This window comes from Pseudomonas sp. GZD-209 (assembly GCF_049310485.1).
Classification (GTDB): domain Bacteria; phylum Pseudomonadota; class Gammaproteobacteria; order Pseudomonadales; family Pseudomonadaceae; genus Aquipseudomonas; species Aquipseudomonas sichuanensis.
The window spans coordinates 1-15,829 of record NZ_JBMOWQ010000138.1 but is presented as its reverse complement, the minus strand read 5'-3'; the positions used below and the strand labels follow the sequence as shown (position 1 = coordinate 15,829).

Genomic DNA, 15,829 nt, shown 5'->3' with positions numbered 1-15,829 from the left:
AAGCTCCAGAGAATAAATTCCCCTCTAGTCGCAGCAAAATCTGCGGCCAGGTGTAGGAACCTGCTGGTAAACTTGGCGCACGCACTGGGCGCCCCATCACAACGGCTGGCGCTTTTTTTGTGCCTGCTGCGCTGTGCCATGGCGGCTGTGTGTGGGCAGGCTTCGGCCTGGCCGGGTTCCAAGTTTCCCGGTATTCCTACCCCATACACAGCTGCCACCCAATCCCGTAGGAAGGATCGTGGCCGCTCCAAACCCAAACTTGGAGTCTCATGCATGCTTATTCGCATTCTGAGCAAGATCCTCGCATCCGCTCTCCGCCGCCCAACCCTCGCGGCCACCCCATCCCCAACCTTCTACCCAATCGACAGCCAGTCCCTCGCCACCCGTGAGGTGCCCCATGACTGACCACGAGCGCCTGTCCACCATCCAAAGCTATGCCTGGACCCTCGAACTGCTAGGCGAAGCCCTGGTCCAGCACGACGAAATGCTGGAATGCGAACACAACCCGCAACTGAGCTTCCGCAACACGGCGGGGATCCACCAGGCAATCCGGATCATCAGCCGGCTGGCCAGCGAGCAGGTCGGCAAGCTGGAGGCGATGAGAGAAGAGGGGATATGAACGGCTGATGCTACGCGTTACAGGGGCCGCTTTGCGGCCCTCTCGCGTGGCCTCTATCGGCTGGGCCTATCAGAACCACCCACCCCGCGAAAGCTCCTGTTCACAGCTCCGATACTGCGCCCCAAACACCTCCGCCCGTGCCTGAACCTTCTGCGAGACGTTCAGCAACCACGGCTTGGCGTCATAGCTGCGGTTGCGGTAGCCGCCCCAGCCTTCGTGGTAATTCAGGTACTGGCCGTAGGCGTCCCACTTGGACACGCCATTCACCCGTTGGCTCTTCTGCATGTACCAGCCCATGAAGTCGACGGCATCGGCGAAGTCGTCGCGGGCGGCGCCCCAGCCGCCGGCTTCGCGCTTGTAGTCGGCCCAGGTCTCGTCCTTGGCCTGGGCGTAGCCGTAGGCGGTGCTGACCCGGCCCCAGGGGATGATGCCGAGGAAGTAATAGCGCGGCGGCAGTGCGTCGTGCTTGAACGAGGATTCCTGGTACATCATCGCCATCGGCACTTGCACCGGCGCACCCCAGCGCGCCTGCATCTTCAGCGCCGCCTCGTGCCATTTCGGCTTCTCGCGGAAGATCTCGCAGAGGTTGTCGGGGTTGGCAGGGGGCTTGGTGGCACAGCCGGCAAGCGCCAGGAGCAGGGCTGGCATCGAGAGCCGAAGCATGGAGGGGGTTCCTTTTTGCTGACGTCGGGATCGCAGGTCGCGGGCGCTTTATACAGGCTTTGCAGGCGCATATGAATCAGTGGCCGGCCGTGCGATCCCAGACTGCGGCCAGTACGGCCGTTGCCCATGCCTCGACGGTCAGGCTTATCGGGTTTATATTTCTCGAATATTTTTTATATTCGTAAACCGAGGGAGTCAGCCGATGATCGGCGAGCGGCTCAAACGTGCCCGCGCTGCTGCTGGCCTGTCGATGCAGGCGCTAGGCGATCTGGTGGGCGTGAGCGCCAACATGATCAAGAAATACGAACATGACCAGAGCATGCCCAGTTCCGGCGTGCTCGTGCGTTTGTGCAAGGCGCTGTCGGTGCGCGCCGAGTATTTCTTCCGCCCGGCCAAGGTCGAGCTGGCGGGGGTCGAGTACCGCAAGCGTTGCAGTACTCCCAAGGCAATCCTGAAACGCATCGAGGCCGATGTGCTGGATCAGGCGGAGCGCTGGCAAGAGCTGATCAACCTGTGGCCGGCCTATCCCGTGCAGTCGTTCAGCGTGCCAGCAGGCCTGCCTGATGAGGTTGCTTCGCTGCAGGCGGTCGACAGCCTGGCCGACCAGGTGCGGCAGCTGTGGGGCCTCGGTTCGAGCCCCATCCCAGACTTGATCGACGTGCTGGAGACACACGGGATTCTGGTGATCATCACCCAGGTCGATGCACAGGCGAAATTCGACGGTTTGCAGGCCAGCGTGGCGGGGCAGCCGGTCATTGTGGTGTCGGCGGACTGGCCGGGCGATCGTCAGCGATTCACTCTGGCCCACGAACTTGGCCACCTGTTGATGCACGGTCGGTTGGCCGAAGCGCTGGATGAGGAAAAGGCCTGTAACCGTTTTGCCTCGGCATTGCTGGTGCCTGCCAGCGCCATGCGGCAGCACCTGGGCGATACCCGCCACATGCTGGAGGTTCGCGAGTTGTACCTGCTCAAGGCTGAATATGGCCTCAGCATGCAGGGTTGCCTGTATCGCGCTGGGGACCTGGAGATCATCCCGCACGCCGTGCGCGAGCGGTTGTTCCTGGTGTTCGCCAAACAGGGCTGGCGCAAACAGGAGCCTGGTGCGGCGTACCGGCCAGAAACCACGCGGCTGTTCCAGCAACTGGTCTACCGCGCGCTGGGGGAGGGGATTGTCGGCGAATCCAAGGCGGCGGAGCTGCTGGGCATGACGGTCTACCAGTTCCACCAGGCGCGCAAACTGGAGTTACTGGATGCAGCTACTCATCAGTGATGCCAACATCCTGATCGACCTTGAAGAGGGCGAGCTACTGGCTCAACTCTTCACGCTGCCTTACCAGTTCACAGTGCCGGACATCCTCTATTTCGATGAGCTCGAAGCGCAGCATGCCCATCTGTTGCGCATGGGGCTTGAGCTGGCTGAGCTGAGCCCATCCACCCTGCTGTATGCCATGGAACTGATAGGCCGAGTCAGCGGGCCTGGCCGCAACGACTGCTTCGCGTTGGCGCTGGCAAGGCAAGAAAAGTGTCCGCTGTTATCCGGGGACGAAGCGCTGCGCAAAGCAGCCGTGCAGGAAGCAGTCGAGGTGAAAGGCACGCTCTGGGTGGTCGAGGAGCTTGTTCGAAACGCTGTCATCACTGTCGATCAGGCCCATGAGGCTTATCGTCGGATGCGGGCGAATGCACGACGGCTGCCTTGGTCAATTGCCCATCAGCGGTTGGATGACTTTTATCGTTGAAGGCGGGTTTACGAGGCCGGGGGTTGTCTTCTGGATAACGGTTGCGCAGAGTCTGCCAACCTTGCCAGGAGACGCCCATGCCGCAAGCCATTTTCGCCGCCGCCCAGTGCGCCATTCGCGATGGCGATATCACCGCCAACCTGGCCTTGCACCTGGCTTTCATGCGCCACGCCCATAAGCACGGCGTAACGCTGCTGCTCTTCCCCGAGCTGTCCCTCACCGGCTACGCACTCAATACGGCCAGTGCCCTGGCCCAGGGCCTGGACACGCCACTGCTGGCGCCGCTGCGCCAATTCGCCCAAGCGGCGGGTATGACCACGGTGGTCGGCGTGCCGCTCAAGGTGCCGGGCCAGGACAAGCCCCACATCGCGGCGTGCATCCTCCACCCGGATGGCTCGATTACCGCCTACACCAAGCAACATCTGCATACCGGCGAAGACGTGTTCTTCGGCGCGGGGAGCGGGGGCGAGTTGCTGTCTGTCGCCGGCGTGCCCGTGGCCTTGTCGGTGTGCGCCGATTTCACCCATCCCGAGCATCCCGCCCAGGCGGCGCAGCGTGGCGCGCAGGTGTATGCAACCGGCGTGCTCATTGGCGAAACGGGTTATCCAGCGGATAGCGCCTTGTTGCAAAGTTATGCACAGCGGCATGCCATGGTGGTGCTAATGGCCAACCATGGCGGTGTCACGGGTGGCTGGGCAGCGGCCGGGCGAAGTGCCTGCTGGGATGAGCAGGGGCGGTGTGTTGCGGCTATCTCAGGTGATGGGAATCGGTTGCTGGTTGTCACCAGGCAGGCTGCCGACTGGCAGGGGTGTGAGGTCTTGGTGGCCGAGCATCTCGGCTGATCGTTGGGGTAATCGGTTGATCCGTGGCTGCACTTCGGCGCCAAGCCCTGCGTGATCTCCAACCATCACTGTCACCATGAAGGCAGTGAGCCTTGCAATACCGCGTTTGCAGCGCCCGTCCAAGCCTTGCTGGGCTTGGTCCAACGCCCTCAAACGCCTTGTCAGATCGTCATACAAAAAACCGATCGGTTGAGTTACGCTGCCGAATGATGGCTACTGGCCATTTATCGGCGAACGCAGGGACGTGGGCGCGACAGGTAGGTTGCTCAGGTTCCTTGCTGTGCTCACTCAGCAATCGAGGCTGCAAGCTACATGGACACGACCCCTCTGAAAGATTTCGATATTGCGCTGTCGCTGAATCAACGCGGGCTCTGCTGTCAGTTCGAAGAGGCCTGGCGGGTATGGAACCGCAGGGCCTCCACGCCGTTCACGATCCTGGCCACGCCGCTCAATCATCGCAAGCAACCCTCCACCACCCGCCTGCAGGCCAACCTCGGCAGCCCAACGTTGTCAATGGATGCGCAGCGCATGGCGAGCCAGGAGGTGATGACGACCTTCGAGCTGCTCGACGGTACGCTGGCCTATATGAGTGGCAGCGACCCCGTCGAACTGCCCATTCACAAGTACTCCCTGTCGATCCGCTCGATGGTGCGCAAGCGCACGGTCAGCCGCGAGCAGTTGTACAAGCACAATCGACAGTGCGCCGAGGGGGTGACCCGGCAGTTGGAGCACTTCAGGCTGGCCGAGGGGCAGTTTTCCATCGAATGCCTGTTCCTCACCCTGACCCGGCCCGAAGCGCTGATGATCCCGCAGTTGCATACGCCCGAGGATGCCACGCTGTCGATCGAGGCGCGCTCCCAGCTGGGGGCGTGCATCGAGACCTGGATCGCCGACAGCGGCATCAATGGCCCCAATGGCCTGCTGCTGATGGCTTCGGTGGTGCCGCGTGCGGCCAAGCGGCCGCCCAGTCTGTTTATGGAGGACTACCTGTTCCGCCTGGTCAGGGAGCATGTCGCGGGGGTCAAACCCGATCTTACCCACACCATCGACTACCTGTGCGTCACGGAAGGGGGGCACACGCTGCCCGACGATACCGCCAAGCAGGACGCCTTGTGCCGCAGTCAGGGGATCTGGCCCAGCTACATGTTCGCGGACGGCTCCGATGGCTTGTTCGCAGGCCTGATGGTGTTGCGCAAGGACCTGTTCATCCAGCACCTGCTCAACAGCCTCAAGCAGGCACTCAAACGTGAAGTTGAGCGCATGGCGCAGGAAAACAGCCTGCAAGCCAACGCGGGCAGGCTCAAGCACCCTGAGCTGGATTTTCTCGAAGTGCTGAGTTTCGAGCGTGACGGCAACTCGCTGTTCCTGCAGGGCAGCAAGCATTACCAGTGGAAGGACGGCGACCTCCAGCTCGCCCTGGACAAGCACCTGAAGCTTGAGATCAAGCTCGTCGAGGGTAACCGGTTCCTGCTCGACGGCCGGCTCCGCGGCCATCTGGACCGGGATCGCACCACTTCCTGGGACATGCACTCGCGCGCCACGGCCACCCGCAATACCGACATCGGCGGCAGCATGTCGCTGAGTACCCAAGGCCAGGGTGCCAAATGCTCGGTGGTGCCGGTGTTCGCGCCCACCTTCACGCCGGTCACCGGCAAAAACGACGATCAGGGCGATACCTGGGCCATCACCCAGTTCTTCACGCGCATCAACAACAGTTGGGACGTGGGGATCGCGGGCGACTGGCTGGGCGCATCGCGCGACGCGATCATCGGCATGCTCGAGGGCGTGTTCAGGGACGTCAACCTGGAGATGGGCAACCTGGCTTTCGTCCCGCCAGGCGAGGAGACCTTCTTCTTCCGCGAGCCGCGTTTCAACCAGCATCTGGACCTGGTCATCAACGTCCTTCATCGCGATGTCTGAGCGCCCTCAAGGAGCACTGTCCATGCAAAAAACATCTCAAGTGGTGCACCTCGACGCGCTCGATGGCCACAACACCCTGCACGCAAGCTTCACCGTCGGCAGCGACATCATCGACTACATCGAGCCCGCCCGCACCTTTGGCCGGGACGACCTGATCGACCCGAACACCAAGGGCCGCTTCCAGCAGCGCATGGTGGCGCTGCCGGACCGTCGTGGCGTGGCCGTGCAGCCCATGGTGATCACGCTGGGCAATGGGCAGCGGCTGTCACTGGTGCGCCGCGACGACGAAAGCTCCGCGGGCTGGCAGAGCCTGCCACTGCACGACAAGGTGGTCGCCTTCGCGGCCGCTTGGGCCATGGTCGACGGCAAGGAGCTGACCACCCTGGCCGTGGCCCTCGATGAGGGCGTCGGGGCCTCGCGGCTGCTGGTGGCCTACGGTTTCGATGCGCAGACCATCGACTGGCAGCAGTTGCCCTGGCGTGACCACGGCACCCGTGATGGCCTGGCGATCGATGCCTTGCGCGTGCAGCCAGGGGACGATGGCGTGTGGGCGGTGCTGATCAGCGCCGCGGGCTCTGCGGGGCAGGACGCTTACCTGGTGCGCAGCAACACACCGGCGTCCCTGAAAGCGCACTGCGTGCGGTTCAGTGTTGTGCGTGATATCGGCGAAATCCTCGATTTCGATGTGGGCATGATCGAGGGCCGGCCCGCGTTGCATACCTTGGGGTTGGGGCGTAGCGACCGCCAGCTGCTGCTCAATGCGCGCAAATTGCCGCAGTTCAAGGATGGCCGCCCCGAGATCACCTCGGGGTCTGCGTTCCTCTGCCCGGCGGGCGCGCGGGTGATGGCCATGGGGCAGACCCGCTGGATGGGCACTGACGTGTACGTGGCTGGCAAGGGCGTCTGGCGCCTGCCGGCGGAAAGCCTCGCCGAGCAGGACGATGCCGAGTTCGAGTCGGTCATCCCGGCCGGCCTTGCGCACGATGTGCTCCAGCTCAGCGTCTGCGAAGCTGCGGACGGGGCCACCAGCGTATGGGCGCTGCAAAGTGACGGCACGCTGTTGGTGGCCCAGCGCGCCGGCCTGTCCGCCGCCTGGGGCGAGCCGGTAGCGCTGCGCCGGCAGGTGCTGGACCTGGCGCCCGTGGTGGGCGACGACAAGCTCACTGGCAGTGTGCTGGTGGTCTACGAGAACGGCCAGGCGGCCCACCAATGGCGTGATGCCGAGGGGCACTGGCAAGAGACCTTGATCCGCGTGGCCGACCCAGAAGCGTCGGCCAGCATCACCTGCTTCTCCACCAACATCAGCGTGCTCGACCCTGCGGGCATTCCCCGTGGCGAAGCCACGCTGCAGCTGCGGACCTCGGTGCTGTCCACCCTGGTGGTCAATGGGCGCAGCCTGTTCGTCGGCCCGCAGGACCCGGTGCGGGTGCGGACGGACCTCAGTGGCAACCTGCGCATCTTCAACCGGGCCCTGTCGTTCACCCCGGCGTCCTATGAGCTGAGCCTCGAAGGGCTGGAGCAGGTGCTGGAGATCAACCCGGCCGCCTCGTTGTACCAACGGTTCACCGGCATGAGCGCCGCTGAACTGCAGGGCGCCGAACTGCCCGGGGGGCAGGGCAAGCTGTTGCCGCAGGCGTTGCATGGCAAGGAAGGCACGCGCACGGTGGAGACGCTGCTGGCGGTGTTGCGCCAGGCAGCGGTACTGGTCGGCGGCGATCAGGCCACTGGCGTGCGCTTGCGTGATGGCGAGCAAGGTTTCCATTCTTCTCTCGATACCCGGCACGTGGCGGACGACTTCTGCCTGGCGGTTTCCAGCCGCCAGGGGCAGTTGCAGGCCCCGCCGGTGTCGGCCCTGGCGGGTGCGTCGACGGCCGCTGCGGTGATCCTGCCTGGCCTGGGCCAGTCGCTTTCCGACCTGCTGGAGGGGTTGTGGCGCCACGAGGACTCGCCAGTGGCCTTCCTGATCCGCAAGGTCAGCGGCGTGGTCGAGTTCGTCTGCGAAGTGGCCGGCAAGGTGAAGCGCTTCGTGCTCGATACCCTGGAGAAGATCGGCGGGTTCTTCAGCTGGCTGTGGCAGCAGGTGCGCACCGGCATCGACAAGGTCTGGAGCTATGCCAAGTTCCTGTTCGACTGGGGCGACATCTCGGCTGTGCGTGAAACCATGGCCGATTTCATCGGCGAAGAACTGAAGATGTTGGCCACGCGCATCCATGACCTGCGCAAGGTAACCACCCCCGCCTTCGAAAAGGCGATCAAGGCCATCGATCAAAAAAGTGTCGAGCTGAACCTCATCGGCGATTGGCAAAAACAGCCGGTCCCACCAGGTTCCGGCAGCGTCACCCAAGCGCAGCGCGAGGCCAGGCACAAGCAGCAGAACGTGTCCCATAGCGGCCCGGGCGGCGGGATGATGGACCTGCTCGGCAGCATCGTCGCCTTGGTGGTGAAGGTGGAAATGCCAGAAGCCATGACATTCGAGGGGATGACCTCGGCGTTCGACAAGCAGATGTCGGCGTTCGCCAATTCCGGCCCGACCTTGCAGGAGAGTTTCCAGCACATCCTCGGGCCACAAGGCTTCACCCTGGCGGACTTCGACCTCGACAAGCTGACCCGCATCCTTTACGCGCTGGTGCTCAACGCCGCCAAAAAAGTCACGATCGCAACCCAGGCACTGGTCGAAAAACTCATCGACTCGGTGGCCGGCTTTGTCGACTTGTTGCGCCGGATCCTGTTCGCCAGAATCAGCTTCCCGTTCATCGAGAAGACCTTCGCCTTGCTCACGGGCAAGTCCCTGGATACCGGTGTGCGGCTGATCGACATCATTCTGTTCGTACCCTCGGTGCTCGGCACGGTCACCTACAAACTGTTCATGGGAGACCGCCCCTTGGCGCCGGTGCTGGCCAGCCGACCCGCGCTCACCGGCGCGCTGACGGCGCAGTCGAGTGCCAATGCCTCGGCGCTCGACTACCTCAAAGACGTGGTCAGCACCTATGTAGGCATGGCGGTGCTGTCCATGGGCATGGCCTCGGCCATGACCGGGGCCAAGGCACAGAAGGCGACCAAACCGCTCGATTGCCTGCTGCTGTCAGGCAAGGCGGGGTTGCTCCTGCTCAAGGCGCCCTGGCGAGCGAATGACGCGCCTTCCGCTGCGGCAAACCAACTCAGGTACATCGTCTTCTGGCTTGGTGTCAGCGGGATCGCCTACAAGGGCTGGCACCTCTACCAGGGCCGAGAAGAGAACCTGTCGAGCTACCACCTGGACAACGTGGATTCGGCGGAAACGGCCAACGGGGTGGAGATGATGTTCATGACGATGCAGTCCGCCATGAAGTTGCTCGCGCTGGCCTACGAAGATGACCCCCAGCTATTGGAGGCATTACAGTTCGTGGCCCGTAACAGCGCCCTCACGGCCTACAAGGCTTGCACCTTCTATCCCGAGCCCCTCACGCGCGGGAAGGTCGTGGCGGCTGCCACCGCCGGCGCCTTCGCCTTCGACTTCATGGTGGGCATGTTCCGGCATGGCACAGGGGCGCCCAAGATCTGACGGGGGGCCTGGGCTCTGTATGAAAAGTTTTGTGGGAGCGGGCTTGCCCCGCGATGGTGTGCGAAGCACTTCTGTGCCCGATATCAAATACGCCGTGAATTCGGGCTTTGCTGCCGGGTTGCGGCAGATCGCGGGACAAGTCGCATCGGCGAACCGCCGCTCCCACAACGATGGATAAGCATACTTTTCGTACAAAACCTAGGCATCGACCAACACGGGCCAGGGCTGCCTGTGTTGGTCCGCCCAGGGGCGGCATAGCTGATCCAGGCAGGCTTGCACAGCGATGCCGGGACAGCGCAGTTGCGCGGCAGCCATGATGCCGGCGGCCCGTGCGGTCGCCCCGCTGGTTTGCCCCGGGCTGCCGGGGTGGGTGAACAAGGTGGTCGCGCACGGGCTGCCGGGGCTGGCGGCAAGGCGTTTGCTGGTGTCGTGCAAGCTGTGGCCGTGATCGCCTGACAACGCGCCGACGCTGATCACTTCCCTGAGGATGGCGGGCCAGGCCATGCCTGGCCGGTCGATAGCGCTGGCCGATACGTTGCGGTTGCCTGCTGGCATCAGTGTTGGCACGCCGGCCCTGCGCAGCTGCGCCACATGCTCGGCCAGCGGCGTTTGGCGAAAGGCTTCGTCGGTGGTGTGCAAGGCGTTGTCTGCCAGCGGTGCGCACACCAGCGTGATGCCCAGTGCTGCCCGTTGCCGAACCAGCCAGTCGAACACCGTGATCAGGCGTTCGACATCGTTCAGATGACCGTGCCGGTCCAGCAGCCTGACCACGAACAAGCGCCGCTGCGGGCAGCTTTCGAACAGGGTTTGCGCCATGGCGGTACCGTGGCTGTGCGGGCCAGCCTGGAACTGGTGCTCGGCGCCGTCGTCGGAGAAATTGATGCCGCCGGCCACAAAGCCATGGGGGAGCGTGTCGGGGGCGATTCCGTCGTCGATAAGGCAGATCATGGGGCACGCGTGGGCGAGAAAGCCACAGGCTAGCACGGCCGAGTGAGGGTGCCGATGCGGCCTTATAGATCTTCCAGCGTGGCCTTCACCCGCCGGGGCGCAGCCTTGCGCTCAGGTGTCGTGGCAAGCAGGGCCTCATCATCTTCGTTCCTCGGCACGGGCCCATGAGGTTGTGGTGTCCCAGCCTCGAACCACACCGGCCACGAACTGCGATGTCGGTTCTCTACCTGCACACAGGGGATCAACCGCTCGCTCAGCACCTCGGCCCGCCCCACACTCACCGCCAGCCGGTACTTGGCGCTGTGCACGCACTCGCGGTCGCCAAACTCGCAGCGGTCCAGGCTGGTTCCGCCGCAGGGCCCGTTCGCCAGCCCTTTGGGGCAGGTCTCGGGGCAGATGTACAGCGTGTCCTCCAACCGGCAACTGCCGCAGGTATCGCAGCCCACCATCGGCCGTTTGATGCGCCGTTCCAGCTGATGCAGCCATTGCGCTGCCGTCGGGTTGCGCCATAACGGTCGGGTCACGGCCCAGCCGAAGGCTTTGCTCAGCGGCGTGGTGCGGCTGAACAGCTGATGGTGCATCGCTGCCAGCAGGTGGTAGCGGGCTTTCTCTTTTTTCGACGCGGTGATCTGCCGTTGCCCGAGGCGCCAGGCGTGCCCGGGCGGGTGGAAGGTGACGGCTGGCAGGCCAGGCTCTTGCCAGGCCGCATGCCAGGCGGGCGTCCAATCCTGGAGCGTCGTGAACAGCGGTTGCAGTTCAGTGATGGCCTGCTCCAGCGCTTCGAACTGGGCGACATCATGAATGCCGGACAGGTGCACGCCGGCATAGCCCATCAATTTCAGGCCGATCACTTGCAAGGCCAGGCGCTGGTTGGCGCGGTCCTTGGCGTACTGCTTGGACACCGCGGTTTCTGCGGCCAGCAAGGCGCGCATCGACGGCGTAACGGTCACCCCGGCGACGTGATCGAGCATGCCGGCGCGGCCTTCGGTCAGCGCCATGATGCAGGCCATCAGCGGTTTCGGCCGGGGCTGGCGCTGCATCCAGTCGTACGCTTCCTGGTGTTTCTCGATGTCGAAACCCAGCTGCAGGATGAACAGGTCGGCACCCGCGGCCAGTTTCTTCTCGGCCTTGAAATACTGCGCGCCGCCCTCGGCTTCCTGGTACTTGAACGGGTTGAGCGCGGCGGCCAGCAGCCAGTGCGGGCGGGCCTGGCGCACGATCTGCAACGCGGCGACGGATTCGAGGTAGCGCACCGGGCGCTGGCCTGGGGTGTGGCCGGGCAGGCGGTCGCCGGTGAGCACCAGCAACTGGTCCAGGCCGGCGGCGTCCATGCGTTGCAGCTGGGCGAGCAGGTCGCGGCGTTCGCGGTCCTTGCCCGAGAAGTGCAGCAGGGCGGGGACGGGTTCGGCCAGGCTGGCGAAGGCGTCCAGCGGCGACATGTCCAGGGCACTGCCGACGCGGTCGCCGATGGCCACGGTCAGCGGCCAGCCGCACAGCTGGGTGCGGGCCATGAGGGTGTCCAGCGTGGCGAAGCGCTCGGCGCTGGGCTTGGGGACGAACTCGAGGATGCAGGCGAAGGCGTTGGCGTCCAGGGTCGTTTTCAGCAGGCTCATGGTGTGCGGGCTACCGGGTTTGGGCAGGGTGGCAGTGTGCAGCAGATTGGTGCGCGGGGCATGTCTGGTTGCGCGGGGGAGTGTGTTGTTTGAGACATTCGGGGTTGATCCCAATGGCCTCATCGCCGGCAAGCCGGCTCCCACAGGAGCCTCGCAGACCTTGTGGGAGCTGGCTTGCCAGCGATAGGGCCATCAAGGCCGGACCTGGCATAGGATCATGAGCAAACTTTGATTTCATCTCAAATTTTATGAGTTTGTCTCACTTCTTCAGCCCCAGCAGAATGCCCTCATTCAATTTCAAGCATCTAGGGACACGAACATGGCACTGGCACACAACCTGGGTTTCTCCTGCATCGCTCGCAACCCTGAGCTGAAGCAAGCCCAGGCGGCGTTCTGCAAGGGCGAGCTGGACGAGGCCGGTCTGCGTGCCGTGGCCCGTGGCCTGCGCGCCGCGCATTGGCAGGCGCAGAAGGCCGCCGGCATCGAGCTGCTGCCGGTCGGCGACTTTGCCTGGCATGACCAGGTGCTGACCCACTCGCTGACCTTCGGCGTGATCAAGGCCAAGGACGGTGCCAAGCCGACGCTGCAAACCCTGTTCGCCGTAGCCCAGGATGCGACCCAGTGGTTCGACACCAACGAGCGCTACCTGGCCCCCGAATTCACCGCCGACCAGCAATTCGCCCTGAGCTGGGAGCAGTTGTTCGAGGAAGTCGAAGAAGCCATGGCCCTGAGCCATGCGGTCAAGCCGGTGCTGATCGGCCCGCTGACCTACCTGTGGCTGGGCAAGGCCAAGGGCGAGCAATTCGACAAGCTGGACCTGCTCGACCGCCTGCTGCCGATCTACGACCAGGTCCTGAACCGCCTGGCGGCACAGGGTGTGGAATGGGTGCAGATCGACGAGCCGATCCTGGCCCTGGAGCTGCCGCAGGACTGGAAGAACGCCTACGAGCGAACCTACAACATCCTCCAGCGCGCCCCGCTGAAAAAGCTGATCGCCACCTACTTCGGTGGCCTGGACGCCAACCTCGGCCTGGCCGCCAACCTGCCGGTCGATGGCTTGCACGTCGACCTGGTGCGCGCCCCGGAGCAGCTCCCGGCCCTCCTCGACCGCCTGCCAGCCTACAAGGTGCTGTCGCTGGGCGTGGTCAACGGCCATCAGGCTGGGCACGGCGAGTTGGAGACGGCGCTGGATGTGCTGCGCCATGCCCACGAGCGTCTGGGTGATCGGCTGTGGGTCGCGCCGTCGTGTTCGTTGCTGCACAGCCCGGTGGAACACGCTGATCAACTGAACAGCGGGCTGGCCTTCGCCGTGCAGAAGTGCCAGGACGTAGCCATGCTGGCCAAGGCCCTTGAGCAGCTCGAAGCCACCCGGCTGTGCGCTGCGTAGCAGCTCCGCGATCGTTCAGGCAACATCGCAGGTTCCACCGCGACCAAAACGGCCTGCCATGAAGCCCACCCACCTGACCCTGATCTGCCACGCCCGCACCGAAGCGCAGCGGGTGGGGCGCTTTGCCCTGGATGACGAGCCCCTGCTTGAAGCGCCAGGGCAGCTGGGTGAGTTATCCACAGCCGCCCGCTACCTGAGTGCCCCCGAGCTACGCGCCCGGCAGACTGCCGAGGGCTTGGCCGCGACAGTCGATGAAGGCTTGCGCGACTGCGACCTGGGCAGTTGGAAAGGCATGCCGCTCAAGCAACTGGACGAGCAGGCGCTGCAGTTGTGGCTTATCGACCCGCAGGTGGCACCCCATGGTGGCGAGTCGATCGCTGCGCTGTGCCAGCGCGTCGCCCAGTGGATGGACAGTGCCCTGGCCGAGGGTGAGTGGGTCGCCATCACCCATCCCTTTGTCATCCGCGCTGCGATGTTGCATGCGCTGGGGGCGCCGTTGGCGTCCTTTCAGCGTATTGATGTACCGCCCTTGGCCCGTGTGCGCTTCAGCCACTACGGCCAGTGGCGGCTACAGCTGAGTTGACGGTTACGAACGCTGGGGCCGCTTCGCGCCCCTTTCGCCGGCAAGCCGGCTCCCACATTGAATCCCTGTGGGAGCTGGCTTGCCGGCGAAAGGGCTGCGAAGCGGCCCCAGCGAGCTCGAATTGAGCAAAATTGTTGGCCCTACCGCCGCACCAACGCCGGCACCACGCGGATATAAACCAGCTCACTGACCAACTCCACCAGCGTCTGGGTAATCACCGCCGCCGCCGCCAGCGCACGGATCGGCTCCGGCAGCGCCAACGCCAACGGCAACACCACCAGCGAATTACGCGTGGCGGCACTGAAGGTCACCGCCCGCGCCTCGCCTGTGGATAACCGCAGCAGCCGCGCCGCCGCCCACCCAAGCACCGGTGCCAGCAAGGCGAAGCCGACATACACCGGCAGCACCGGCAGCAACTCATCCAGCCGCCCGACCACCACGCCAATCTGCGAACCGATCACCGCAATCAGCACCAACGCCATGGCCGGCACCGGCATCCACGCCCAGGCGTCGTTCCAGCGCGCAATCAGCGGTGAGCGCCGGGCCCCGCTGCTGGTGGCCACGGCCAGCAACAGCGGCAGCACGATCAGCAGCACGAAGGCCTCCACGAACGGCGCCACCGAGATATCCACCTGCTGGGCGCCACCGAGCATCAGCGCCAGGTACAACGGCAGCAGCGCCAGTTGCACCAGCAACAGCACCGGCGTGGCGGCCAGGGTCAGGCGCGACTCGCCCTTGCCCAGGTGGGTGAACACCACCACGTAGTCGATGCAGGGTGTCAGCAGCACCAGCAGCGCGCCGACCAGCACGGCGGGGTGGTCGACCAAGCCACGGGTACCAGCCCACACCAGCAGCGGCACCAGCACGAAGTTGGCCAGCAGCAGCGCGCCGATGAAGCGCCGGTTGCCAAGCCCGGCGCGTAGGTCGAGAAAGGGAATCTGCAGGAACATCGCATACATCAGCACGGCGATGGCCGGGGTCACCAGCAGCTCCAGGGGCCGAGCCGCCGCAGGCGCCAGCAGGCCGACGGCGGCGGCGAGCACCACGGCGATGAAATAAACGGGGATCTGCTGGCGTTCGAGTTGCTCTCTGTCCACGGGCGTCCTGGCATTTTCGACTGAATTACGGGGTGGGGCAGGGTACTATCTGGCGCAAACCATAGGGAGTGATTCGATGCGAATTCTAGTGGTGGGTGCGAGCAAGGGATTGGGCAAGGCACTGGTCGAGGGCCTGGGCCAGGCGGGCGATACGCTGATCGGCGTGTCGCGTACCCGGCCTGAAGCGCTGCCGGCGGCGGTACGCTGGATCGAGGCCGACCTCGGCCAGCCGCGCCAGGCTGCGGCGGCGATCCACGAGGCGGTGGCCGGGGAGGGGCTGGACGTGCTGGTGTACAACGTCGGGATCTGGGAGGCGCGGGCGTTCGAGGACGGCTACAGCTTCCTCGACGATGACGACGGGCAGATCGAACGCATGGTCGCCACCAACCTCACGGCGCCGTTGCTGCTGATCAAACGTTTGTTGCCGGTGCTGCTCAACAGCACGCGGCCACGGATCATTCTCACGGGGTCGACCTCGGCGTTGCCGGGGAGTGGGCGGCCGGAGGTGACCTTCGGTGCCAGCAAGTTCGGCTTGCGCGGCATTGCCGAAACCTTGCGCGAAGGGTTCCGCGAGCAGGGGTTGGGGGTGAGTTGCCTGAACCTGGGCTACCTCAATACCGAGGACGGGCTGGATGTGCCGTTGGCCCAGGCCGAGCAGCGCGGTGAAGGTTCGCTGATCCCGCTGCACGATGTGGTGCAGGTGTGCCGGATGATGCTGAGCCTGTCCGCTGCCAGCTATGTGCGTGACATCACCTTGCCGGCGCTGCGCGACGAGCGCTTCTGAGGTCAGCCTTAAGCGGCAGCCCTATCGGGGGGGGGGGGGGGGGGGGGCGGCAAGATCCCCCCCCCCCCATTCGCCGTGGGGCGGCCGGTCCCGCCC

The 15,829-nt window shown here is 64.6% G+C and carries 12 protein-coding genes and 1 pseudogene; 9 read left to right on the top strand and 4 right to left on the bottom strand.

Annotated elements, in window-relative coordinates; genetic code table 11:
- Nucleotides 1–397 precede the first annotated feature (397 nt).
- Nucleotides 398–619, top strand: a complete 222-nt coding sequence (locus ACO6VM_RS16315; protein WP_125857459.1) for a hypothetical protein — start codon at nucleotides 398–400, stop codon at nucleotides 617–619.
- Nucleotides 620–688: 69 nt separating this feature from the next.
- Here the strand turns inward: ACO6VM_RS16315 and ACO6VM_RS16310 are convergent, their stop codons facing one another.
- The gene (locus ACO6VM_RS16310; protein ID WP_401058517.1) at nucleotides 689–1,282 is read right to left on the bottom strand and encodes a hypothetical protein; all 594 of its coding nucleotides are present in this window, start codon (nucleotides 1,280–1,282) and stop codon (nucleotides 689–691) included.
- 202 nt (nucleotides 1,283–1,484) lie between these two features.
- Between ACO6VM_RS16310 and ACO6VM_RS16305 the strand changes: the two genes are divergently transcribed.
- From ACO6VM_RS16305 to ACO6VM_RS16285, 5 genes are all read left to right on the top strand, one after another.
- A complete protein-coding gene (locus ACO6VM_RS16305; protein WP_401058519.1) occupies nucleotides 1,485–2,552 on the top strand; it encodes a helix-turn-helix domain-containing protein in 1,068 nt (355 codons plus the stop codon).
- Nucleotides 2,533–3,018, top strand: coding sequence for a PIN domain-containing protein (locus ACO6VM_RS16300; RefSeq protein WP_401058521.1), 486 nt, complete (start codon nucleotides 2,533–2,535; stop codon nucleotides 3,016–3,018). Before ACO6VM_RS16305 ends, ACO6VM_RS16300 begins: the two co-directional genes overlap by 20 nt.
- A 77-nt stretch (nucleotides 3,019–3,095) precedes the next feature.
- A complete protein-coding gene (locus ACO6VM_RS16295; RefSeq protein WP_401058523.1) occupies nucleotides 3,096–3,860 on the top strand; it encodes a carbon-nitrogen hydrolase family protein in 765 nt (254 codons plus the stop codon).
- Nucleotides 3,861–4,172: 312 nt separating this feature from the next.
- Complete coding sequence (locus ACO6VM_RS16290) at nucleotides 4,173–5,780, top strand: hypothetical protein (protein WP_401058525.1); 1,608 nt, start codon at nucleotides 4,173–4,175, stop codon at nucleotides 5,778–5,780.
- Between the two features lie 22 nt (nucleotides 5,781–5,802).
- Nucleotides 5,803–9,321 carry a hypothetical protein gene (locus ACO6VM_RS16285; protein WP_422403538.1) on the top strand — a complete coding sequence of 1,173 codons (3,519 nt, stop codon included), beginning with the start codon at nucleotides 5,803–5,805 and terminating at the stop codon, nucleotides 9,319–9,321.
- Between the two features lie 198 nt (nucleotides 9,322–9,519).
- Here ACO6VM_RS16285 and ACO6VM_RS16280 read toward each other — a convergent pair whose 3' ends face one another.
- Entirely contained in the window at nucleotides 9,520–10,269 is a 750-nt protein-coding gene (locus ACO6VM_RS16280) for a hypothetical protein (RefSeq protein WP_401058529.1), read from the bottom strand.
- Between the two features lie 62 nt (nucleotides 10,270–10,331).
- On the bottom strand, nucleotides 10,332–11,882 hold the full coding sequence (locus ACO6VM_RS16275; RefSeq protein WP_422403537.1) for a methylenetetrahydrofolate reductase C-terminal domain-containing protein: 1,551 nt from the start codon (nucleotides 11,880–11,882) through the stop codon (nucleotides 10,332–10,334).
- Nucleotides 11,883–12,201: 319 nt separating this feature from the next.
- Between ACO6VM_RS16275 and ACO6VM_RS16270 the strand changes: the two are divergent.
- A pseudogene (locus tag ACO6VM_RS16270) lies at nucleotides 12,202–13,396 on the top strand (5-methyltetrahydropteroyltriglutamate--homocysteine S-methyltransferase); the annotation flags it as partial.
- Nucleotides 13,382–13,852, top strand: a complete 471-nt coding sequence (locus tag ACO6VM_RS16265; RefSeq protein ID WP_401058688.1) for a histidine phosphatase family protein — start codon at nucleotides 13,382–13,384, stop codon at nucleotides 13,850–13,852. The pseudogene ACO6VM_RS16270 and the gene ACO6VM_RS16265, both read left to right, overlap by 15 nt.
- 140 nt (nucleotides 13,853–13,992) lie before the next feature.
- Here ACO6VM_RS16265 and ACO6VM_RS16260 read toward each other — a convergent pair whose 3' ends face one another.
- Nucleotides 13,993–14,949 carry an arsenic resistance protein gene (locus ACO6VM_RS16260; protein ID WP_401058532.1) on the bottom strand — a complete coding sequence of 319 codons (957 nt, stop codon included), beginning with the start codon at nucleotides 14,947–14,949 and terminating at the stop codon, nucleotides 13,993–13,995.
- Nucleotides 14,950–15,025: 76 nt separating this feature from the next.
- On the opposite strand from ACO6VM_RS16260, the gene ACO6VM_RS16255 reads away from it, so the two are divergent.
- On the top strand, nucleotides 15,026–15,733 hold the full coding sequence (locus tag ACO6VM_RS16255) for an SDR family oxidoreductase (protein ID WP_401058534.1): 708 nt from the start codon (nucleotides 15,026–15,028) through the stop codon (nucleotides 15,731–15,733).
- The last annotated feature ends 96 nt before the right edge of the window (nucleotides 15,734–15,829 follow it).